Genomic DNA, 22004 nt, shown 5'->3' on the forward strand with positions numbered 1-22004 from the left:
AAAGAAAGCCATAAGAAAGCCATAAGATACAAACAAATACCCGATAGGTAGGAAGCCTTGCGGGTATTTTTGTCGAAAAGATGAAAAGGGATAAATTTCATTTTACATTTGTTCAAAAACTTATTTACAAAAGTTCTTAACTTCTGATATATTTGCTATAGAAAGTTTGAGATAAACAAATGTAAACGTTTTATTGAAATTTTTTTCATATCATTTGTAAACGTTAACAACATTTCAGCAAATATCACAACAAGAGGTGGGTCAACAATGAATATCTTATGGGGTTTGATAGGGATTGCTGTCGTTTTGGGAATTGCTTTTATTTTCTCGAATAACAAAAAATCCATCAATTTAAGGACAATCCTTGGCGGGTTGGCAATCCAATTCATTTTCGCGTTCTTAGTATTGAAATGGGAAACAGGTAAGCTCTTACTGAAAAAGCTTTCACTTGGTGTCAATGAGATCGTCAACTATACGGACGCTGGTGTGCAATTCCTGTTCGGAGGATTATTCCAGGCTGAAAATATTGGCTTTGTATTTGCTTTCCAAGTATTAACAGTTGTTATTTTCTTCTCTTCTTTAATATCTGTGCTTTACTACCTGGGAATCATGCAGGTAGTTATCAAGATCCTGGGCGGCGCGCTTTCTAAATTGCTGGGCACGAGCAAGGCTGAATCACTTTCAGCAGCTGCTAACATTTTCGTAGGCCAGACAGAAGCACCGCTTGTTGTTAAGCCATATATCGCTAAAATGACTCAGTCAGAGTTATTTGCAATCATGGTTGGTGGTCTGGCTTCTGTTGCAGGTTCCGTATTGATTGGTTACTCATTATTGGGTGTTCCGCTAGAATACTTGCTTGCAGCAAGCTTCATGGCTGCTCCAGCAGGTTTGATAATGGCTAAAATCATGATCCCGGAAACAGAAAAATCTGAGTCATCTGATGAACTGAAGATGGAAAAAGATACGGATTCAGTTAACGTGATCGATGCTGCGGCAAAGGGTGCTAGCACAGGTCTTCAGTTGGCATTGAATATCGGTGCCATGTTGCTGGCCTTCATTGCATTGATTGCCTTGATCAATGGGCTTCTTGGATTCGTTGGTGGATTCTTCGGAGCTGGGAACTTAACTCTTGAAACAATCCTTGGCTTTGTTTTCGCGCCACTCGCTTTCGCTATAGGCGTACCTTGGGATGAAGCTGTAAAAGCCGGCGGGTTCATTGGCCAAAAGTTAATCTTGAATGAATTCGTTGCTTACTCTTCATTTGCACCGCAAATTGATCAATTATCTGCAAAAACAGTTGCAATCATCAGCTTTGCTCTTTGTGGATTCGCAAATGTATCTTCAATGGGAATCTTGCTTGGCGGTCTTGGAAGCCTTGCTCCAAATCGTCGCGGAGACATCGCTCGCATGGGTGTACGAGCTGTTATCGCAGGTATGCTTGCATCATTATTGAGTGCAGCAATGGCAGGTATGCTTTTATAAAAATGAGAAAAGAGAGGGACTTGGTCCTTCTCTTTTTTTGCATTGAGTTATAATAGTGGAAAAAGAACGGAAAGCTGTGATGATTTATGTGTTTGATTTTATTTGCCTACAAAGTGCATCCGAAGTATAAGCTTATTATCGCTGCTAATAGGGATGAAGCATATGCCCGGGAAACTGCAACGGCTTATTTTTGGGAAGATGCGCCAGAAGTGCTAGCCGGCAGGGATCTTGAAAAAATGGGAACCTGGATGGGGGTTACAACATCAGGCAAGTTTGCAGCTCTCACCAATTATCGAGACCCAAGTGAAACGACCGTCGGGAAAAGAACAAGAGGTGAACTTGTTGCTGACTTTCTGAAAGGGCCAGTCAATACCCAGTCGTATTTTCTGGAGTTGGCTAATCGCCGTGAAGAATATCCTGGTTATAATCTTCTAGCAGGGGATTTGGATGAGCTCTACTACTTTTCCAACCGTGGAGGCCCGCTGCAAAAAGTGGAAGCTGGCGTCCATGGGGTCAGCAACCATTTGCTTAACAGCGACTGGCCGAAGGTAGAACGGGGGAAGGCGGGACTTGCCAGCATTATTTCAGAAGGGCAACCTGATCTGGTTGACCGGTTATTTGCGCATTTGAAAAATGCCGACCCCGCGCCGGACCATATGCTGCCATCGACGGGGGTGTCGCTGGAATGGGAGCGATTATTGTCCCCTATGTTCATCAAAAGTGAAGGATACGGTACGAGAAGTTCCACCGTCATTTTAATGAATGAAAAAGAAATCCAATTTTATGAACGGGTGCATACAAAAGATCAGGTGTCGGACAAGGAATTTATAATAAGGCTGTGAAGAAAACCAGACAACCGTGGATTCGGTTGTCTGGTTTTTAGTTAAGCAAGGTTATGAGCAACTGCGTTGTATTCTATTCTTAAGTTTTCTATGATTTTACGGACTGGTAATATGTCTTTAATTTCACTTACCCTTGCGCCAGCGAAAACCAGGCCATTTTCTACATCGCCGGAAACGGAGGTGAGCAGGGAGTCCAGTGTGCAAAATTGGTAGGAGCAATTTTTCAGGCAATCACGGCATTTTTTGATCCTGAGTTTATCTGAGGTGGTGATGAGCTTGGTGAAATGATTGGCAATGGCACGACCGTGCAGCCCAACTGTTGTTTTTACAAGCAATGTGTCTTTTTCAGTGGCTGAAACGTATTTTTCCTTGAAACTTTGCGGAGCGTCACATTCATCACTGGCTACAAACCTTGTACCCATTTGGACGCCCGAAGCTCCTAGGGACAAAGCCTTCGCGATATCAGCACCAGTCATGATTCCTCCTGCAGCGATTACCGGGATGGACACAGACTCAACAATATCAGGGAGTATATCAAAAAGAGGCTTGTCAGTCCCAAGATGGCCGCCTGCTTCAAATCCTTCAACTACCACAGCTGCAGCACCCAGGCGTTCCGAGATTTTTGCTAACTTTGCAGAAGATACAATAGAAATGACCGGAATGCCTGCTTGCTTTCCCCAGGAATACATATCTCTTGAGATCCCTGCTCCAGAAATAATGAAATCAACTTTTTCATCCAACGCGGCTTTCATTTTCTCAGCAAAATCGTTCATCGCAAACAGGACGTTTACACCAATGTACCCATTGCCCTGAGTTAGCTCCCTGGCTTTTCGGATATGCAGCACCATCTCTTCTACCGCAATCCCTGTTCCGGATATGATGCCAATCCCTCCAGCGTTTGCAACTGCAGAGGCCAATCCGCTAAGCGAGATACCTACCCCCATTCCACCTTGCATAATCGGGACTCTTGGAGCCATATGGCCAATTTTAAGCTTCGGGAAATCCATGCTAAAAACCCCTTTCTGAATTTATTCTTTTGCAGTTTAACATGAACGATTATAAAAAGATGTGATTTTTAGCACCTGATACTATATTTAGGTATAAATATTTGGTATTAGTTTTGGGGCGAAAAAAAGACGCAGAATCTTAATCTGCGTCTAATGCGATATTTAATTAAAAATCGAAATTATCCGGATCTGGTCCTACACGCTCATTCTTATTTAAGCTATTCAGGCGGTCCATATCTTGGGCCGAAAGCTCAAAATCAAAGATATCTGCATTTTCGATAATACGGTTTTCCTTAATCGATTTCGGAATCGTAACTACTTCGTTCTGCAAGTCCCAGCGCAAGATCACTTGTGCAGGTGACTTTTGATGCTTTTCTGCAATTTCGACGATAGTAGGATCTGACAAAAGCTCTCCCTGCTTTAAAGGAGACCAGGCTTCCATTTGGATACCCTCGGCTTTACAGAATTCAAGCAGCTCCGTCTGCGCTAAGTGTGGATGGTATTCAACCTGGTTGACCATTGGTTTGATTTCAGAATCAGCCATCAAATCTTTAAGATGGTGAACATGGAAGTTGCTTACGCCAATGGCGCGGACCCGGCCATCCTTATAAAGCTGCTCTAGTGCTTTCCATGTTTCTTTATATTTGCCGGCAACCGGCCAGTGAATCAGGTAAAGGTCCAGATAATCGAGCCCGAGTTTTTCCATGCTCGTCTCGAAAGCCTGGAGCGTTGACTCATAACCCTGGTCCGAATTCCAGACCTTCGTCGTGATAAACAACTCTTCACGCGGGACACCAGCTTCCTTGATTGCCTGTCCGACGCCCTCCTCATTCCTGTAGACTGCAGCAGTATCAATACTCTTGTAGCCATTTCTAAGCGCTGCTTTAACAGATTCTACAACTTCAGACCCTTCCTGGACCTTGAACACACCAAGGCCAAACCATGGCATCTTGACACCATTATGTAATGTTGTTGTATCCTGGAGATTTTGTGGCATATCGTGCGCCTCCTTATCAATTCAAATCACAGTTATTTTCTCATATTTTTTAATTGCTAAAAAGCAATTGGCTTTCATGAGGTAAAAGTTTTTTTTAAGACAGCTTTGACCATGCTCTCGAAAAGGTGTCTGAAAAAAAGGAATCATGACAGGTTTGGGCCATTCACCAGAAAAGCTGTCAGAATAACGAGAGAATCGTGACAGGTTGGGGCTATTCATCAGCAAAGCTGTCAGAAAAACGGAGGAATCATGACAGGTTTAGTTCAGTGACCAGCAAAGCTGTCAGAATAACGAGAGAATCGTGACAGGTTTGGTTCAGTGACCAGCAAAGCTGTCAGAATAACGAGAGAATCGTGACAGGTTTGGGCCATTCACCAGCAAAGCTGTCAAAAAAACGAAGGAATCATGACAACTTTAGTTCAGTGACCAGCAAAGCTGTCAAAAAAACGAAGGAATCATGACAGCTTTAGTTCAGTGACCAGCAAAGCTGTCAAAAAAACGGGGGAATCATGACAGGTTTGTCCCAGTGACCAGCAAGGCTGTCAGAATACCGAGAGAATCATGACAGCTTTGAGCCTACTATCTTCAATCCTGTCTAATGTAGAAAGCAGTAATCAGGATTTCCAGCTCTGTCGGTAACCCAATCAGTTAAGAGTAAAAAAAGCGATAGGAAAAATGACTTTTATATTCAAAATGAGGGTACATTTAAGATATAAAGGTAATTAAAAATGCGAAAATGGAAAAGGAGACGAAGGAAATGATCATTAAAGTGTTGAGTCCTGGCTGCGATAAGTGCAAAAGTCTTATGGACAGCATCAATGTTGCTGTGAATGAAGCGGGGGTCGCGGCGGTAGTTGAAAGGGTGGAAGATAATAGGGAAATCGAAAAGTATAAGGTGAAAGGTACTCCGGCTTTGGTCATTGATGAAAAAGTTGTTTCTGCGGGAAAGCAGTTATCGGCACAGGAAGTGAAGAGCTTATTTTAAACAGATCAGGCCTTATCTTGTGGCCTGGTCTGTATTTTTTTCAAGGAAAGCTTTAGTTGCCCATAATGATATCAGTAAAATTAGTTCGAAGCCGTTCGTGACCGCATCACTCTCAATTTGAATCTTCACGGCACTGCCTATACCCATCAAAATGACACCGACAGCCATCCATTTCCACTTCAGCTTTTTCCAGAGGATAATCCCGGCAAGCAGTAACGCAAGGGTAACACCAATAATCATAATTGGGGGGCCATGTGATCCGGCGGATTCATAGCTTAGTACTCCATACTTCCTGGCGGGCTCAAGATTAAGTCCGATGGTATTTTGGACAAGTTCTGCAATCATCATGGACAAAGTAAAGATACCTGCCATGATAAGTCCTGTACGTCCCTTCAGCCAACGGATTCCTGTCTCTCTGACCGCTTCCCAGGAAAATAAAATCAACAATGGAGTAAAGAATGCGTGAAACCAGTAGCGCATAACATTCAAGCCTTCTAAAAAGGAGCCTTTTCCAATTGTGCTCCCCATTGCGAGCACGAGATTGTCATATACCAGGCCAAATGTAACGAGCAAAAGAACATTCAACCATGAAAAAAATCCATACTTGATGGACAATTTTAATCCCCATAGGAATAAAAACAAGTATACGAGGGAATATAAACCGTAGATATAAGGGTCCATGAGCCACTTTCCTCCCTTCAGGTGTGTTACCATTGTTCCCTCAAAACTGGATGAGAAACATGTGTCCATGTTATTAACTTTTACATTGTTTTTAACAAATAAATCGTATTCTTAAAAATTACTAATAGTCTTATAAGGCTTCTTCATATATCATGGGAAATGTAAGCATATTCATCGATATTTTTGACAAGAACAGGAGAAATCATGACTACATTAAATGACATTGCATGGGTAACCGACAGTACATCTGGACTTACTGAAGAATTCATAAAAAATAACCATATATACGTTGTGCCTTTAAGTATTATTTTTGGTGAGGAGTCTTATTTGGAAGGGGTAGATATCACTGCCGAGGATTTCTATCCAAAGCTGGCCGCATCAAAGGTCCTTCCGAAAACATCCCAGCCTGCGATCGGGGAGTTTGTGGAACTGTACCAGAAGCTTAAAGAGCAGTATAAGCATGCGATTGCGATTCACGCTTCGAGCGCTCTGACAGGTACTTTTCAATCGTCCGTCGCAGCTTCAAGCATGGTCGATTTCAAAGTCGATGTCATAGACTCTAAAATAGGTTCCTACCCACTAGGGCGCATGGTTGAAAAAGGGGTTGAACTTCAAAAGCAAGGCAAGTCGTATACAGAAATTGTTTCCTATTTAAAAACGCTTCCTGATAAGGCCAATTTATACATGGCACCGGGAAGTTTGGAGCAGCTGCATAAGGGCGGTCGTTTATCGACCACTCAGGTGATCATCGGCAGCTTGATTAAATTAAAGCTGATTGTCAGGTTTGATGATGGCAAGGTAGTTCTTTTTGATAAAATCAGGACTGAAAAAAAGGTCAAAGAGCGCCTGTTTCAAATTCTTGAAGAAGCATCAAGCAATATTAAGGAAGCCAGTGTCATTCATGGAAATGTAAAGGACTTGGCTGAGACTTGGCGTGCCGAACTTCAACAACGTTTCCCAGAAATATCATTTACAACAACCACTTTCAGTCCAGTGGCCGGTACACATACAGGGCAGGGAACAATCGGGCTTGCCTGGATTAATGAATAGTCGGGCAAAATAAAAGGCTGTTTCACATGATCTTTGCTTTTCGTACTTGTTCTAGAATGTCGCTAAAAAAAGGTGCCGGGGCTCTTTTCGAGGAGACTTCTGAATTAAGTTTTCTTTAATACTCGTAAAAACCCAGGTGCCGGTTTTATTTTTAGTTGTGAAAGAAACAAAGCTTACGAAAAGAGCCTGATAAAAAAATCAAGGAAATCAGCCGGTTCAGGGCTGATTTCTTTTTATTGCCCAGAATCATGTGTACACTTGAACTAAAAATTGGTGGGGGGATCATCATGGTGAAAATTGGTGTCATTGGGTTAGGGGATATTGCCCAAAAAGCCTATCTGCCTGTTTTTGCAGAAAAGGGAGATATTGAGTTCCATCTTTATACGCGAGATCTTGCCAAGCTGAAAACCATTGGTGCTAAGTATAGGTTTTCAAAGATTCATCAAAGTCTGGATGAACTCATTGAAAGTGGTATAAAAGGTGCTTTTGTACATAGTGCCACGGAATCACATCATGAAATTGTGAAACAATTGCTGCTGGCTGGTATACATGTGTATGTCGATAAGCCTATTGCCTATGAGTATGAAAAAGCAATGGAACTGACAGAGCTGGCTGAGGAAAAAGGCTTGATATTGATGACTGGATTTAACCGGAGATATGCTCCGGTGTATAAAAAGCTGACTGAGTTGAAAGAACCAAATATGGTGATCATGCAGAAAAACCGGAAGGCATTGCCCGGAGAAATACGTCACTTCATTCTCGATGATTTCATTCATGTTGTCGATACACTAAGATTCTTATTTCCCTATCAAATCAAGCAGGTCAACGTGACCGGAAAGAAAAGTGGTGCGTTCTTGCATCATGTTGTAATCCAGCTCCAGGCGGAAGAGGGAATCGCAATCGGGATCATGAACCGTGACAGCGGCGTTGTTGAAGAAAAGGTGGAGATATTCCAATCAAATGAGAAACGGACTGCCTTGAATGTCTCTGACCTTTTAGTCCAGGAAAACAGGATTGAAACAAGGCTGGGTGGAAGTGATTGGGAGCCGACACTCCACAAGCGCGGCTTTGAGCAAATTGTATTTGATTTCCTGCAGGCGGTCAGCAGCAATCAATCACCTTTAATAACGGCAAAGGATTCCCTGGAAACGCATCAAATCTGCGAAAAAATTGTGAAAGAATTAGAGATACTTTAATGCTAAAAACCCCGGTGCACGAATTGTACCGGGGTTTAGGTTCCAGTTAAGAAAGTATAAACTTGTTTGTAGTTAGATTAATGTCCAGCTCCAGCGGCTAGCAAGTTTTCCTCCTTGAGTATTTTGCGATAAGCATCAGCTTTGATCAGCTAGAGGCCGTGCGCTTTTAAAAGGATGGTTTGCCGTCTGCAGATATTTGGATAGCGTTATTCAAATAGAAGGTATTGGCATATCCCAGATCAGCAATCTTATTTATAACACCAGCTGCCCTGGCGCCAGATGCACAGTGAATGACGATGACGGCATTCTTATCTTTCGGAAGCTGGCTTGCGATAGCGGCCGGGTCGGCCAGGATCACACTGTCAGGGATATTCAGAGATCCCTTGAGAACACCGACCTTGGTTTCATCCTTCGAACGGACGTCAAGGATGAAGGCCCCGGCATTGATTTTGTTCATGAATTCCTCTGGATTGATTCCGCGGTTAACCTGGCCTTCGGCTACGTCAAAGCTTCCGCCAGAATTGGCAGTGCCGAATGTTGGCAAGGATTGGGCAGACCAGTCAGGAAGTCCTCCCGAATAGACTTTGACATTCGAATAGCCATTTTTCAGAAGTTCTTCAGCGACAGCATGGCTTTTATGGCAGCCGAATCCGCCGCAATAGACGATCACTTCAGTTGCTTTATCTGCAGGTGCTGTTCCCAGATACTTCTGCGCGAACAGTGTATCATCTGCAAAGACCGCATTGGGGATATGTGACTCGAAATACACCTTATACGGCCTGGCGTCAAGGATGACGAAAGGCGGCTTATCATCCCTTGATACATTGGCATCCATGATCAGCCCCTTAATATACGGAGCGGTAACAGCCAGGTAATTGCCTGCTTTTTTCCATTCTGGCAGTCCTTCCTGGTAAACTTTAATATTTTTATAGCCTAGCTTCATTGCTTTTTGAGCTGAACTGCTGCTCAATTCACAGGTGACTCCGCCGCAGTAAAATATAAGAAGCTTATTTTTATCTTCTGGAAGCAGGGAGGCAAATTGGTCAAACTGTGAATCTGGAATATTGATTGCTCCATTGATATGTCCTTCATGGAAAACGGCTTCAGGACGGGAATCGACGATGACAAAGTCCCATTCCGATGGATATTGCTCGTAAGCTTTCCTCGCGGCGCTTACCTCTCCGGCGGAAGCTTTTAATCTCATCATATATTCAGTTCCAACGTAAGATAGGTTCTCCTTCAGTGGCACGGATTTTTTTTCGGGTACAGCTTCATCGCCAACCTTATAGATTGAAAGGTCTGCCTTCTGGTTAAAATCTGCAGCTGCATTCGAGACCGTTTTGGCTGAATCTCCGCCAGTACCGCAACCGGCAATGGCTATTCCGACGGTAAATATCAAACCTGCCAGTATAGTTTTCTTTACCATGAAACTATTCACTCCTTTCTTCACCAAGTTGTTCACTCCTGTATCCAAGTGCAGAGGAGTGGACAAGCTGGTTCACTATTTGTGTAATAGATATATAGAACAAGCTTGTATCCGACTTTTTCAATTCCAGGATGAAATCGTCAAGCCAATCGAAATGGTCCGAGATAAATGATTGAATCTGATCCGATGTCCCATGTTCGAGCAAGAAAGCGAGAAACTCAAGCAGTAGGGTTAAATGGTCTGGCATTGCCCGATATTCTTCAGGAAACTCAAGCTTGAATTGCCGGAACAGGTACTGGATATGCAGTGCAGGGTCTCCGTAGAAAAATCCTGTCTGTCTTGCAAATGAAACAGCCGCAGTGGGATCATCGGTCCATTGTTTGTAGAGTGATTCAATCGGCGGTGCGAAAGGCTCGGAAGGACCTAGAAAACAATGAATATAGGTTTGTTTCATATTTTCAATGGAAGAAAAAGCATTTTCATAGGTTTCTTCCGTTTTTACAAATGGTGTCAGCTCTTCCAAAGCTACTCCACTCTTCAAAGCTTGATAGAGTTCAGTGGTCGGCGGCTTATAAAATTCTGCCAGCAGCAAAAGCGCATTGGACAGTCGCCGCTTTTCTTCAGTCATGGTGAACAAGTGATCAGCCCCTTTCCGTTTGTCCAGCTCCAGCGCTGGACAAGGCGCTTGCGCTTTTCTTTTCTAGGCTCTTTTCTCAAACTTTGTTGCTATTGACTACAAAATAGGAGTGAATGACTTATGTTTCTTCACAAAATTAAAGCTTATTATGAGAAAAGAGCTTGCACACTTAATACCGAACTACAAAATGGATTTTTATCACGTTAAAATCGGCTTTAGGATTTTAACAACAATCTTTACAAAAACAGCCTTTTTCTACGAGGTTACATCCCCGTGCCTTTTCAGCTCTGTTGCTGGTTTGTGGTTGAGGATTCGCTCCAATAATTCACGCTGCAGGTACAGTAATGCCATGATGCCGATTCCGCCAATTATCAGGGCCCATTCAGACCAGGTTATACTGAAAAGATTGAAGGCGGTTTTTTCAGCTGGATTTTTGACGACTTTCAATGGAGTAACCTGTCCGGCTATTACCATATTGAAACGCATGAAGAAAATTCCTGTCAGGGACAGCAGACCGGCAAGCCCTAGTTTCATGGATGTAAGCTTTTGGGCTGAAACGATTAGCACAAAAGGTATGCCAACGGCCAGCGATATTTCCAATACCCAATAGTTAAAACTTAAAGGTCCTGTCAGCAAAGCGAGCAGTGATTCATATTTACCCGGCACCTGTCCGTAGAGCCCGACGAAAGTCTTGCCGATGTAGATGATGACCATGACTCCCATCATCGACAAGCTAAGTGTCCTGAGGAACTTAACTGTTTCAAGGTTCTCACTCTTTTTCTGTTTTTCATGCAGATAGGCGCTGATAGAAGCCATTGCGATTCCTGAAAATACGGAAGTCAGAATGAAGTAAAGCGGTGATATCGGGCCGTTCCAGTACGGACGTGCAATGATGAAACCAAACAGGAACCCAATGCAAACCAGAGCGACTAAGGCAGAAGCAGCGGTCATGATGGCAAAAGGCCTGATCAAAGACTGATTGCCGCGAACGACAAACACTGTTAAGGAAACCAGCAGCATTAAATAGATCCCGTATAATGGTGCCATCCACCAAATTGGCGAGGTAAAGTTAGGTGTCAGGAAATAATGGATGAAGTTAAGCGGATTGCCTAACTCCACCAATAAAATCGCAAAACCGCTGACCAGGGAAAAGATGGCAAACATCAGCAATAATTTGCCGATTGGGATAATGGCTTTTACATGGAAAATATATCCCAATGCTGCGACCAGCAGCAGTCCAGTGCTGATTCCGACAAAGTATTCATACCCGGCGATCAGGATTCCCCATGGAATCTTATTTGTGGTTCCCATGGCATGTTCACCATGGATAAAAATATTGGCTGCTCCCGCCAGGCCGAAGAGAATGAAGGCTGCTGACAGAATACTCCATTTATTGATTTTCACGAGATTCACCTCCGGTTATTTTTTAACATAGAAGATGCTTGGCTTCGTGCCTTTAGCTTCAAGCAATTGATAGACTTCATGTTTTGCCAGCTCCAGATTCAGCTGGCTGTTTGGATCCTCCAGGTCTCCGAACAGCCGGACCTCGTTCATGCAGGTCGCCGAGCAGGCAGGCTGTTCGCCTTTTTCAAGCATTTCAGGACACCACCTGCATTTTTCCGGCAGGCGTTTTTCATTCAGCTGTCTTGCTTCATAAGGGCAGGCAGCCATGCAATATTTGCAGCCGATACATTTGTCAGCGTCAATTTCGACGATTCCATCCTCGCGTTTGTAAGTTGCCTGGGTTGGGCAGACAGAAACACATGGAGCATTGTCGCAATGCTGGCACTGTACTGGTAAAATCTCCATTTTTACATTCGGATAAGTTCCAGTCTCCAAAAATTCAAGTCGGTTATAGGAAACATCCTTACTAAGCTGATTGTGCGATGCACAGGCAATGTTGCACGCGTTACAGCCCGTACAGCGTTCCGGAAATACCAAAAGGCCGTATTTTGCCATCCTAGTTGCCCTCCTTTGCCACGGTCACGACAACCTCTTGGGCCATTGTCGAGCCTGATAGAGGGTCTACCATGATTGGGATAAAATCATTAAAGTTCACGCCGACTCCGTTCGCCGTCCTGTTCTTAGGTGAAAATCCGCCATATGTGGAAGGGAGCCATACAGCTTCCGGATGAAGAAACTCGGTTACTTTTACCTGCACCTTTTTCTTGGCGATCTTGGATTGGACTATCACTGTATCTCCGGTCTTGATGCCAAGCTTCCTGGCTCTTGAAGCATTGAGCCACATATAGGTTCCCTGATACTTCTCTGATAGCTTCATCAGTTGTTCGATATTTGTTGTCATGGCATGAGAATGCCATGGCTGCTTTCCATGAATCAAGCGGAATTCATGGTCTTTATTTGGATCCGGCTCAACAAGCGGAGGAACCCAGACAGGAATTCCAAGTTTTCCGTCAATCTTGAACAGGTCAGCAGAAAATTGGATTTTACCGGTTAGCGTAGGCAGTGCCGGTTTGCCTTTTTTCATTGGGAATCCTGGTTTGACGGTTGCCGGGAATTCTAATGTCCCTGCTTTTTTCAGCTGGCCGAATGTAATGCCGAGCGGAGCAATTGCTGCTTCTACTTCTTCTTCAATTGTAAAAGGGTACAAATCCTTATGGCCCATTGCATCGGCAATTCCCTTCAGCATGTCAAGCGTGTTCCTTGTGTCATACATCGGGTTGACGACAGGCTGGCGAAGGGCAAGCTGGGGGCTATCATGCGAAATATGTCCGGATACAGCCTGAGGATGCTCCAATCTTTCCAGATAATAATGCTCAGGCAGTATATAATCAGCCGCATAGTAGCTTGTTTCATTCCAGTCGATGTTAATGGAAACTACCAGCTCTGCATCCTTGATCTTTTTTTGTTCTTTAGGATCCGGTGCAGTCCTGAGAGGGTTATAGTTACAAATGAATACAGCTTTAGCAAGTCCTTGTTGTACAAGTTGTGGCGTAATATGGGCGATTCCCCTTGAAGGTTCGACTGTCCGGTACTTTCCAGTTACTCCAGCCCCGTCAATGCGAGCGCCTTTTTCAGGCATATTTTCGATAGCTGGCAAGTCGAGATGTCCCAGCTGGAGGCTGGCAGAAGGCATCAAGCCGCCCTTTTCATAGAAGTTGCCGACAAGTGCATTTAGGATGATTCCCATTTGGGCCGTTTGCGTACTGTTAACATAATGGGAATGCAGTCCATGCCAGCCTGGCTCAATAAAGGCCTGCGGTGCATGTTTAGCAAAGTCTCTGGCAATTTCCCTGATTTTATCGGCTTTTATTCCCGTAATTGGTTCTGCCCATTCAGGGGAGTATTCCTTGTTCATGCGTTTGAATTCGCTGAAGCCATCCACGAATTTTTGGACAAATGTCTTATTGTAGAGATTTTCTGAGATTAATACATTTGCCATCGCAAGCCTGAAAGCAAGGTCCGTTCCCGGCCTGATGGGAATCCATTCATCTGCAATCTTCGCAATCTCTGAATACCGTGGATCGATGACGATCAATTTGGCACCCTTTTCCTTTGCATGGGTGATGTGGTTCATGCCATTCGGGATGATTCCGCCGGCGAAATTCCTTCCTTCAAAAATCATGTATTTAGCATTTTTATGGTCACCGTTAAGGGAGGTGCCGGTCATTTGCAGCCATGCATTTGTTTTAGCGTTGAAGCAAGTGGAATACTGTGTCGTGAAGTTAGGCGAGCCGATGGTGTCAAACAAGCGGTCGACATATGATTTCCGATGTGTGCCGTGTTCCAGCCATAACACAGAATTACCGGTATACTGCTTAACGATGCTATCAAGCTTTTCGCCGATTTCCTTGAATGCCTGGTTCCAGCTGATTGGTTCGAATTTCCCTTCACCAACCCGCTTCATCGGGCCTGTCACCCTGTCTTTAGAGTAAAGATAAGCTGCCATTCCATGTCCGCGGGCGCAGATCCTGCCGCTTGATTTCAAGTGGATGGGGTGACCTTCGACCTTCCAGACCCGGTCGTTTTTCACATGGGCGATGATTCCACAGTAACTTGTGCAGCCATGGCAGAAGGTCGGGATCTTCTTCACGCTTTCTTCGGTTGCAGCTTTCTTATAGTCGTTGAAGCTGAAATAGGCTGGAACCGAACCTGCTGCGACAACCGTTGCTGAAGCTTTTAAAAACGTACGGCGCGATAAATTTGTCATCACTTCATACTCCTTTCTCTCATAAGCTGTTAACCGCAGCTGGCGGCTCCAGTTTCTGTCTCGAGTTTTGTGTTCAGCTGTTTCACTGGATAATTCTTAACCTTAATGTTGGAAATCGGTTGGATACCATTGATAACTTCATTAGATGTCCATACTCTCATGCCATCTTTCATGGCATAGGCTTCATATCCAAGCATATTGAGAATCCTTGCTGCTTTACTGGATATAGTGCCATCATGGTCGATGAGAACAATCTTTTTTTCCGGAGACAATTTCTTTAACTGTTCAAGTTCTGCAAGTGATTCAAAGGCGATATTGATCGACCCGGGTAAATGGCCTGCAGCATATTCTTTGGCTGGCCTTAGGTCAACCAGCAAGAGTCCATTCGACTTATTCTTGATGGAATCCTGAATATCCACGGGTTTCATGATCGGTGGAATACCTGATTTCAGATAATCATCGGCACTTCCTAAGATAGCAGCTGTTTCATCAGTGTATTGCTTGCTTGCAGGAGCTGGGAGATCATATTTCCCGGATATTGTTTCTGTTGTTTCTACTGGGAAATCAAATGGTTTCTGAGGAAGCGGTGTCCCCAAATTCGCATCGCTAGTCCAGCCTCCCATTCCATTTACCATTGGAACTGCGTCATAGCCAAGCATATTCCACAGCGCTGCTGTCTGACTTGCAGTATGGCCGCTGTAGCAAATGACAAGGATCTTTTTGTCCTTTGGCAGATTAGCAATCTGGTTTGGGTTAGCTGTCATATTATAAGGAATATTGACAGAACCTTCGATATGTCCGGCAGCAAATGCAGCAGTATCGCGGACATCGACAATGAAGTATGACGGGTCGTAATTCAAGATCATTTTTTCAAAAATTTCTTCAGCAGCAAAAGACTCTGCTGGTTTTTTCAGATAAGCATCAGCAGCTTGCTGTACGACTGAAAAAACATTGAGCTGCTCACTTTGTCCATTTACTTTTGGCTGGGGTGCAGTTGAACTTTCCTGAGTACCACAGCCACCAGTGAAAGCCAGCATTGTGCCGGCCAATAAAATTAATGTTTTTTTTCCAAACAGCTTCAAAGCTCTCACCTCTCTGCTGGCGGGATCTGCCGCCAAAATATTGATTTGGAATAGAAAAAAACTGAAAGAATGTACACCTCCATCTACGTTGATGCCTATACTCCTATGGGTTTTATGTGTTGCAAAAAAAAATTAAGCGCTTAAGTTATTTTTACCATCTGGGGTAAGTCTATTGCTGTGGAAATTCAGTTACTATTTTCGAGTATGAAAGAAGAAGTGAGGGGATTCACCTATTAATATTTTGAATTTTTCGCACATTTTACACTTAAAACACAATCATGAATTTTGCGTGGAGAATTCTCGATGAAAGAAAAAAGTCCGCAACTGAAAGTGCGGACTTGAGACTTATTAAACATATATAAAATAACCAACAAACAAGAAACCCAAAACATACATAATTGGATGGACTTCCCTAAACTTGCCCATGCCAAGCATCATCAATGGATATAGAATGAACCCAAGGGCGATTCCTGTTGCGACACTGAAAGTGAGTGGCATCATGATGATTGTTACGAATGAAGGGATAATCACTGCAAGATTGTTCCAATTGATTTTACTGATTTCTGTTGCCATCAACGCACCGACAATGATAAGTGCCGGAGCGGTAACTTCCGGTGTGATGACTGAAAGGATCGGAGAGAAGAGCATCGCCACGCCGAAGCAAGCAGCAATGATCACGGAAGTGAAACCGGTGCGCCCGCCGACCGCGATGCCTGCAGATGATTCAACAAATGACGCAGTTGTGGATGTGCCAAGTACAGCTCCAGCAACAGCCGACCCTGCGTCCGCAAGAAGTGCACGTCCTGCGTTGGGAATCTTATTATCCTTTATTAGACCAGCCTGGCTGGCGACCGCAATCAGTGCTCCAGCAGTATCAAAGAAAGCAACAAACAAGAAGGTGAAAATGACGGCAAGGACATCTGGGGAAAATATATCTCCCAGATGATTGAAGACGACACCAAAAGTTGGTGAGATGTCTGGGATCGAACCGACGATTGCTGTTGGTTTTTCAATCAAGCCAGTGAATATGCCAACGATTGTTGCAATCACCATTCCATAAAAGATGCCGCCACTGATCCCTCGGACCATCATGATGACACTGACGATGAAGCCGAAAAGCGCAAGCAGGACAGGGCCCGATGTCAGGTTGCCGATTGAGACAAAGGTCGCTTCGCTACCAACGATGATTCCCGCATTTTTCAACCCGATGAAGGCGACGAAGAAGCCGATGCCCGCAGCGATTGCATGCTTGAGATCCTGTGGGATTACATTAATGATTTTTTCGCGGATCTTTAAAAGACTGAGGATGACGAACAGGACACCCGCAATGAACACACCTGTAAGGGCGACTTCCCATTTGACTCCCATCCCGATGCTGACGGTAAATGTGAAAAATGAATTCAAGCCCATGCTTGGAGCGATTCCAATCGGGAAATTAGCCAGCAGGCCAATCAGCAGCGAGCCGATAATCGCCGAGAGTGCTGTAGCTGTAAAAACAGCTCCTTTATCCATGCCTGCCTGGCTAAGGATTAAAGGATTGACCACAAGAATGTAGGCCATCGACAAGAACGTCGTAATGCCGGCCAGGGTTTCTTGCCTATAATTTGTATTTCGTTCTGCGAATTGGAAAAAGTTTTTCATATGTGCTGTCCTCCTGGTTGGTAGTTATAATAAAAAAACTCCGGCAGTTTTATGCTGCCGGAGTACCACAAGGGACAAATAGATGCCAAAAGAGATAGCAAATATCAAAGTCCCTTGTAGTCACGCCTTTTACGGTAGCATGGTAGAAACGTCCGAGCCATATTCTCGAACATATACAAGGAAAGATTATAGATTTAAATAATACTAGAGATAGTATCACGTGATTCATGGCAAGGTCAATTGCAATTCATAAAGTTTATCTATTTGTTTTTTTCTGATTATTGGGATGTTACTGGAAGTTAGATGGTATAAATGTTTACGATTTTCCAAGTCGCGGAATTAAGCTCAAGTTTCACGGAATCGACCCTATTTTTCGCGGAAATCACCATGCTAGAATACACAGGAAGCTTGGAGCAGTATTGGGATTTAGGTGAAATCACCGCGTTATAGTCCTGAAATGTTAAAATCCCTGTATGGGTATCAAAAATCCCTTTGTTAAGGAGTTTTTGACAACTTTTTGACGAGAATATGTGAATAATAAATGAACTAAATGATAAAACACCCCTGTTTGGATATTAACTTACTATAATGATAGTGTAATCCAAATGGAGGTGCCAATAATGAATGTAACAACGATTATTGAATTGGAAAATCGTGAAGTTGAAAAGATGGCTGGCGCAAAATTAGTATTTATACAGGAACAGATTGATGCAAATATCGTGGAAACATGCGTTGATTGTTTTAAATATGAAGGTTCTGAAGATTGCCTGGATACAGATGACGCAATGCAAAAAGTTTTTAATGCACTGAAGGCAGATGGACTGATCCCTGAAGCAGTGGAAGATTTTTCATATGAGATGCCTTCTTGTGAGAGATTAAGAAAAGATGTTTATGAAGAACAGGACATGCCGCAAAAAGTGATTCTTAGCTTCGCTATATAATAATTAAAAAGGAGTTCTTTCGGGGAACTCCTTTTTGAGTAGATGAACAGTATTTTTTGCGAAAAACGTGACTTTTATCAAAGAGAAGCATAGGGGAAATTTATATAATGAAGATGTCATAAAATGAAAACGCTTTCAACGAGGGGGGTGGGGACCGGTGAAGAAAGGTGCGGACATCACCATCATTACCGGCCATTTTGGCAGCGGTAAAACAGAGATATCCATTAACCTGGCTTTAGAGGCAAGGAAAACAAATGCCAGGACGGCAGTTGCAGATCTGGACATTGTTAATCCATACTACCGCGCGAGGGACGCCCGGGATATTTTTGACCAACATGGAATAGAACTTATCGCACCAGCTGAAAGGCTTGCAGCCGCTGATTTACCGATTGTTCCTGGCGATATGGGCAGGGTGATATACGACGCTGCATATAAGCTGATTGTCGATGCTGGGGGAGACAAAGATGGAGCGACGGCATTAGGGCAATTTTACAACGATTGGAATGAGATGAAGCCCGAGGTGCTGTTTATTTTAAATGCAAACCGTCCATATGTCAGTACTCTCGAGGGGGCAGTTGAGACATTGCAGAAAATCGAAGGTGCCTCCCGGCTGAAGATCACAGGAATCATCAATAACTCAAATGTAGGATCTGAGACGACACTTCAGGATGTGGAAAGAGGATTGACATTAAGTAAGAAGCTATCCGATTCGCTGGGGATTCCTTTGTTGTACACGGTGGTACCGCAGCATTTATCAGCTGAAAGTGCTGGAATTGAGAGGGAGTCCCAAGTAAAAGTGATTTCGAGGTATTTAAAATTGCCATGGGAAATGTAGAGGAGGCAAAAGCGGTGGAGCAGAGAGTTGTTTTTAACGAGGAGACTTGCAAATCATGCAAGCTGTGCGTGAATGCTTGTCCGACAAATGTGATTTATCTTGCTGATTACTTGAATGAAAAAGGCTACCGGCCTGCGGTTGTGACAGACCAGGAAAATTGCATCAGCTGTGGCAAGTGTGCGCAAATGTGTCCGGATTCGGTAATCACTGTCTATAGGCCAGAAAAGGTAAGGAAATCTGTATAGCAAAGGAGATTTGACAATGGGGAAAGTACTAATGAAGGGTAACGAGGTTATCGCAGAAGCTGCTGTCCATGCGGGCTGCAAGTATTTTTTCGGCTATCCGATCACGCCGCAGAGTGAGCTCGTTGCCTATATGGCCAGAAGGCTGCCCGAGGTTGGCGGGTTATTTTTACAGGCGGAAAGTGAAGTAGCAGCAATCAATATGGTGTATGGAGCGGCCGGAACCGGTGTGCGTGTAATGACATCATCATCAAGTCCCGGATTCAGTTTGAAGCAGGAAGGAATCTCATACCTGGTTGGCGCAGAACTGCCAGCCCTGATTGTGAATGTCGTCCGCGGAGGGCCAGGGCTCGGAAATATCCAGCCGGCGCAGTCGGACTATTTCCAGGTGACAAAAGGGGGAGGCCATGGTGATTATCATACGCCTGTGCTGGCTCCGTCAACGCTGCAGGAAATCATTGACCTTACAGAAGCGGCATTTGATATTGCTGACCGCTATCGGACGCCAGTCATCCTGCTTGGGGACGGCATGCTCGGACAGATGATGGAACCGGTTGAGTTCAAGGAGTTGAATGAAAGGGAGCCGGAACAGAAGGAATGGGCAACGACAGGTACCCGCGGTGACGGCAAACCGAGAATTATTTCCTCGCTGGAATTGAATGCCGATGCGCTTGAAAAGCGGAATGAACTTTTACAGAAAAAGTTTGCCTTGATTAAACAAAATGAAGTCAGATATGAAACGTTTGAGATTGAAGATGCCGATTATATTGTAACTGCTTACGGAACAGCAGCAAGGATTGCCATGAATGCAATTAATAAAGCGCGGAAAGAAGGGCTGAAAATCGGGATGATCCGGCCGATCACGCTCTGGCCATTCCCTGAGCAGCCGTTTATTGAAACACGTGATGGGGTGAAGGGTTACCTTTCTGTCGAGATGAGCGCAGGGCAGATGGTTGAGGACGTTAGACTTGCCGTAGAGGGCCGGGCACTGGTTTCATTTTTTGGCCGTACTGGCGGGGTGGTCCCTACACAGGAAGAAATTTACGATCAAATTGTCAAACTGGCTGGGGGTGTGGAGGTATGACAATGAAAACCGTATTCGAGAAAACGACTGGATTGACTGATAACCAGACCCATTATTGTCCCGGCTGTACGCACGGAATCATCCACAGGATGGTAGGCGAAGTGCTCGAAGAAATGGGCATCCTTGAAGAGACAGTTGGAGTCGCTTCGGTCGGATGCTCTGTGCTGTCTTATGAATATTTCAATTGTGATATGACCCAGGCAGCCCATGGGCGGGCCCCTGCTGTTGCAACAGGAATCAAGCGAGTACTTCCTGACCGCTTCGTTTTTACCTACCAGGGAGATGGCGACCTTGCTTCGATTGGGATTGCTGAGGCTGTCCATGCCGCTGCAAGAGGTGAAAACATTACCGTCATTTTTGTGAATAATGCGATTTATGGCATGACAGGTGGGCAAATGGCACCTACTACATTGGTTGGCCAGAAAACGGCGACGACCCCATTCGGACGGGATGGAAGCATCCAGGGATTGCCGATCCGAGTGAGCGAAATGCTGTCAACACTGGATGGAACAGCCTATATTGAACGGGTATCAACGCATGATGTACCGAACATCATCAAAGCGAAAAAAGCGATTCGCAAAGCATTTGAAACACAGAAGCAGGGAACGGGTTTCTCCATGGTCGAGGTCCTCTCCAGCTGTCCGACGAACTGGGGCCTTGATCCAAATGAATCGCTGGATTGGATCAAGGACAATATGGTGCCTGCCTATCCTCTTGGCGTGTATAAGGATTCACAGAAGGGGGATGTTCGCTGATGGAGGAAATTTTGATTGCCGGCTTTGGCGGCCAGGGAGTCATGTCGATGGGCCAGTTGATTGCTTATGCCGGTATGAAGGAAGGGAAGTTTGTATCATGGCTGCCTTCCTACGGGCCTGAGCAGCGGGGCGGAACTGCCAACTGTGCAGTGGTGGTCAGCGGGGAACAGGTAGGTTCACCACTAGTTTCAAGACCGACAACAGCGATTGTGCTGAATAACCCTTCATATGAAAAATTTGAACCGATGGTCAGGGCCGGGGGGTTATTAGTTGTAAACTCATCTTTGATTTCAAAAGTATCAGCCAGGACCGATATAAGAGTTTTAAATATCGATGCAACCGACAAGGCCAATGAGCTCGGCAATCCAAAGGTAGCAAACATGATCCTGCTTGGAGCTTTCCTTGAGGAAACGGGCACACTGTCTGATGACTCTATATTGGAAGCATTGAAAAAGGTCCTTTCTCCGGAAAAACATTCTCTATTGGATATTAATCGCCGGGCACTTGAGCTTGGACGATCGTTGACTAAGGCAACCGCGCCCTAAGGCAGAATCGGGCATATGGGGATCATTATTTAATAGTATGCAGAAGCCCGTATAGCGAAGTAAACGTAACCTGGCTAAATCTGTTACGGTTGAATAAATGTGTGTTGGAACCCAGTCAGCATTGAATTGCTGGCTGGTTTTTTTGTTTTGCTTTTCCAATGATGGAGACATGAAAAGGGGGCGATCATAAAAAAAAAGCGTCATCCATATCGGTGATGGAGACACGAAAAGGAGCCAAACCCGAAAAAAGCGTCATCCATAGCGGTGATGGAGACACGAAAAGTAACTAATTCCGAAAAAAGCGTCAAGCCTGAATCGAAAAGCGCTGCCAGTTCTTCTGGCAGCGTTTTTTTCTTCTTATTAAAGGATAAAATTCCTTATTTCAAAAGCTCTAAAATCAACGCA

At 44.4% G+C, this 22004-nt stretch carries 21 protein-coding genes and 1 riboswitch; of the genes, 11 read left to right on the forward strand and 10 right to left on the reverse strand.

What is annotated here, in order from left to right; translation table 11 throughout:
- The first annotated feature begins 267 nt into the window (after positions 1 to 267).
- Both J7I80_RS04300 and J7I80_RS04305 read left to right on the forward strand, forming a co-directional pair.
- Positions 268 to 1482, forward strand: a complete 1215-nt coding sequence (locus J7I80_RS04300; protein ID WP_214736159.1) for a NupC/NupG family nucleoside CNT transporter — start codon at positions 268 to 270, stop codon at positions 1480 to 1482.
- Between the two features lie 86 nt (positions 1483 to 1568).
- The gene (locus tag J7I80_RS04305; protein WP_214736160.1) at positions 1569 to 2324 is read left to right on the forward strand and encodes an NRDE family protein; all 756 of its coding nucleotides are present in this window, start codon (positions 1569 to 1571) and stop codon (positions 2322 to 2324) included.
- A gap of 41 nt (positions 2325 to 2365) precedes the next feature.
- Here the strand turns inward: J7I80_RS04305 and J7I80_RS04310 are convergent, their stop codons facing one another.
- Together J7I80_RS04310 and J7I80_RS04315 are read right to left on the reverse strand one after the other, a co-directional pair.
- The gene (locus J7I80_RS04310; RefSeq protein WP_251027588.1) at positions 2366 to 3331 is read right to left on the reverse strand and encodes an NAD(P)H-dependent flavin oxidoreductase; all 966 of its coding nucleotides are present in this window, start codon (positions 3329 to 3331) and stop codon (positions 2366 to 2368) included.
- A gap of 166 nt (positions 3332 to 3497) precedes the next feature.
- On the reverse strand, positions 3498 to 4328 hold the full coding sequence (locus J7I80_RS04315) for an aldo/keto reductase (protein ID WP_214736161.1): 831 nt from the start codon (positions 4326 to 4328) through the stop codon (positions 3498 to 3500).
- Between the two features lie 757 nt (positions 4329 to 5085).
- On the opposite strand from J7I80_RS04315, the gene J7I80_RS04320 reads away from it, so the two are divergent.
- Complete coding sequence (locus J7I80_RS04320) at positions 5086 to 5313, forward strand: thioredoxin family protein (protein WP_214736162.1); 228 nt, start codon at positions 5086 to 5088, stop codon at positions 5311 to 5313.
- Positions 5314 to 5325: 12 nt separating this feature from the next.
- Here J7I80_RS04320 and J7I80_RS04325 read toward each other — a convergent pair whose 3' ends face one another.
- Complete coding sequence (locus J7I80_RS04325; protein WP_214736163.1) at positions 5326 to 5994, reverse strand: hypothetical protein; 669 nt, start codon at positions 5992 to 5994, stop codon at positions 5326 to 5328.
- Positions 5995 to 6198: 204 nt separating this feature from the next.
- Here J7I80_RS04325 and J7I80_RS04330 point away from each other — a divergent pair, with 204 nt between their 5' ends.
- Positions 6199 to 7044 (forward strand): DegV family protein, encoded by an 846-nt coding sequence (locus tag J7I80_RS04330; protein WP_214736164.1) that lies wholly within the window; start codon positions 6199 to 6201, stop codon positions 7042 to 7044.
- Between the two features lie 287 nt (positions 7045 to 7331).
- Positions 7332 to 8240: a Gfo/Idh/MocA family protein gene (locus J7I80_RS04335; protein WP_214736165.1), complete on the forward strand. Its 909-nt coding sequence runs from the start codon at positions 7332 to 7334 to the stop codon at positions 8238 to 8240.
- A gap of 166 nt (positions 8241 to 8406) precedes the next feature.
- Here J7I80_RS04335 and J7I80_RS04340 read toward each other — a convergent pair whose 3' ends face one another.
- The 7 genes from J7I80_RS04340 to J7I80_RS04370 form a co-directional block, all read right to left on the reverse strand.
- Entirely contained in the window at positions 8407 to 9690 is a 1284-nt protein-coding gene (locus tag J7I80_RS04340) for a rhodanese-like domain-containing protein (RefSeq protein WP_353050081.1), read from the reverse strand.
- Positions 9671 to 10294 carry a molecular chaperone TorD family protein gene (locus J7I80_RS04345; protein WP_251027590.1) on the reverse strand — a complete coding sequence of 208 codons (624 nt, stop codon included), beginning with the start codon at positions 10292 to 10294 and terminating at the stop codon, positions 9671 to 9673. Before J7I80_RS04345 ends, J7I80_RS04340 begins: the two co-directional genes overlap by 20 nt.
- A 264-nt stretch (positions 10295 to 10558) precedes the next feature.
- Positions 10559 to 11707: an NrfD/PsrC family molybdoenzyme membrane anchor subunit gene (gene nrfD, locus J7I80_RS04350; protein WP_214736168.1), complete on the reverse strand. Its 1149-nt coding sequence runs from the start codon at positions 11705 to 11707 to the stop codon at positions 10559 to 10561.
- 15 nt (positions 11708 to 11722) lie between these two features.
- Entirely contained in the window at positions 11723 to 12262 is a 540-nt protein-coding gene (srrB, locus tag J7I80_RS04355; RefSeq protein WP_214736169.1) for a respiratory selenite reductase subunit SrrB, read from the reverse strand.
- Between the two features lies 1 nt (position 12263).
- On the reverse strand, positions 12264 to 14474 hold the full coding sequence (srrA, locus tag J7I80_RS04360) for a respiratory selenite reductase catalytic subunit SrrA (protein ID WP_214736170.1): 2211 nt from the start codon (positions 14472 to 14474) through the stop codon (positions 12264 to 12266).
- A 29-nt stretch (positions 14475 to 14503) separates the two neighbouring features.
- Positions 14504 to 15556, reverse strand: coding sequence for a rhodanese-like domain-containing protein (locus J7I80_RS04365; RefSeq protein ID WP_214736171.1), 1053 nt, complete (start codon positions 15554 to 15556; stop codon positions 14504 to 14506).
- Positions 15557 to 15904: 348 nt separating this feature from the next.
- A complete protein-coding gene (locus tag J7I80_RS04370; RefSeq protein WP_214736172.1) occupies positions 15905 to 17197 on the reverse strand; it encodes an NCS2 family permease in 1293 nt (430 codons plus the stop codon).
- 97 nt (positions 17198 to 17294) lie between these two features.
- Positions 17295 to 17396: riboswitch (purine riboswitch) on the reverse strand.
- Between the two features lie 421 nt (positions 17397 to 17817).
- Between J7I80_RS04370 and J7I80_RS04375 the strand changes: the two genes are divergently transcribed.
- The 6 genes from J7I80_RS04375 (at position 17818) to J7I80_RS04400 (ending at position 21599) form a co-directional block, all read left to right on the forward strand.
- Complete coding sequence (locus J7I80_RS04375) at positions 17818 to 18138, forward strand: hypothetical protein (protein ID WP_192473513.1); 321 nt, start codon at positions 17818 to 17820, stop codon at positions 18136 to 18138.
- A gap of 157 nt (positions 18139 to 18295) precedes the next feature.
- On the forward strand, positions 18296 to 18973 hold the full coding sequence (locus J7I80_RS04380; protein ID WP_214736173.1) for a nucleotide-binding protein: 678 nt from the start codon (positions 18296 to 18298) through the stop codon (positions 18971 to 18973).
- Positions 18974 to 18987: 14 nt separating this feature from the next.
- Entirely contained in the window at positions 18988 to 19218 is a 231-nt protein-coding gene (locus tag J7I80_RS04385) for a 4Fe-4S binding protein (protein ID WP_031307999.1), read from the forward strand.
- A gap of 16 nt (positions 19219 to 19234) precedes the next feature.
- The gene (locus J7I80_RS04390; protein WP_214736175.1) at positions 19235 to 20299 is read left to right on the forward strand and encodes a 3-methyl-2-oxobutanoate dehydrogenase subunit VorB; all 1065 of its coding nucleotides are present in this window, start codon (positions 19235 to 19237) and stop codon (positions 20297 to 20299) included.
- Between the two features lie 2 nt (positions 20300 to 20301).
- On the forward strand, positions 20302 to 21054 hold the full coding sequence (locus J7I80_RS04395; protein WP_214736176.1) for a thiamine pyrophosphate-dependent enzyme: 753 nt from the start codon (positions 20302 to 20304) through the stop codon (positions 21052 to 21054).
- On the forward strand, positions 21054 to 21599 hold the full coding sequence (locus J7I80_RS04400) for a 2-oxoacid:ferredoxin oxidoreductase subunit gamma family protein (RefSeq protein ID WP_251027589.1): 546 nt from the start codon (positions 21054 to 21056) through the stop codon (positions 21597 to 21599). The genes J7I80_RS04395 and J7I80_RS04400 overlap by 1 nt, the downstream gene beginning before the upstream one ends.
- The last annotated feature ends 405 nt before the right edge of the window (positions 21600 to 22004 follow it).

Origin of the sequence: Bacillus sp. ISL-41, from assembly GCF_018613235.1 — a bacterium.
Taxonomy (GTDB): domain Bacteria; phylum Bacillota; class Bacilli; order Bacillales; family Cytobacillaceae; genus Mesobacillus.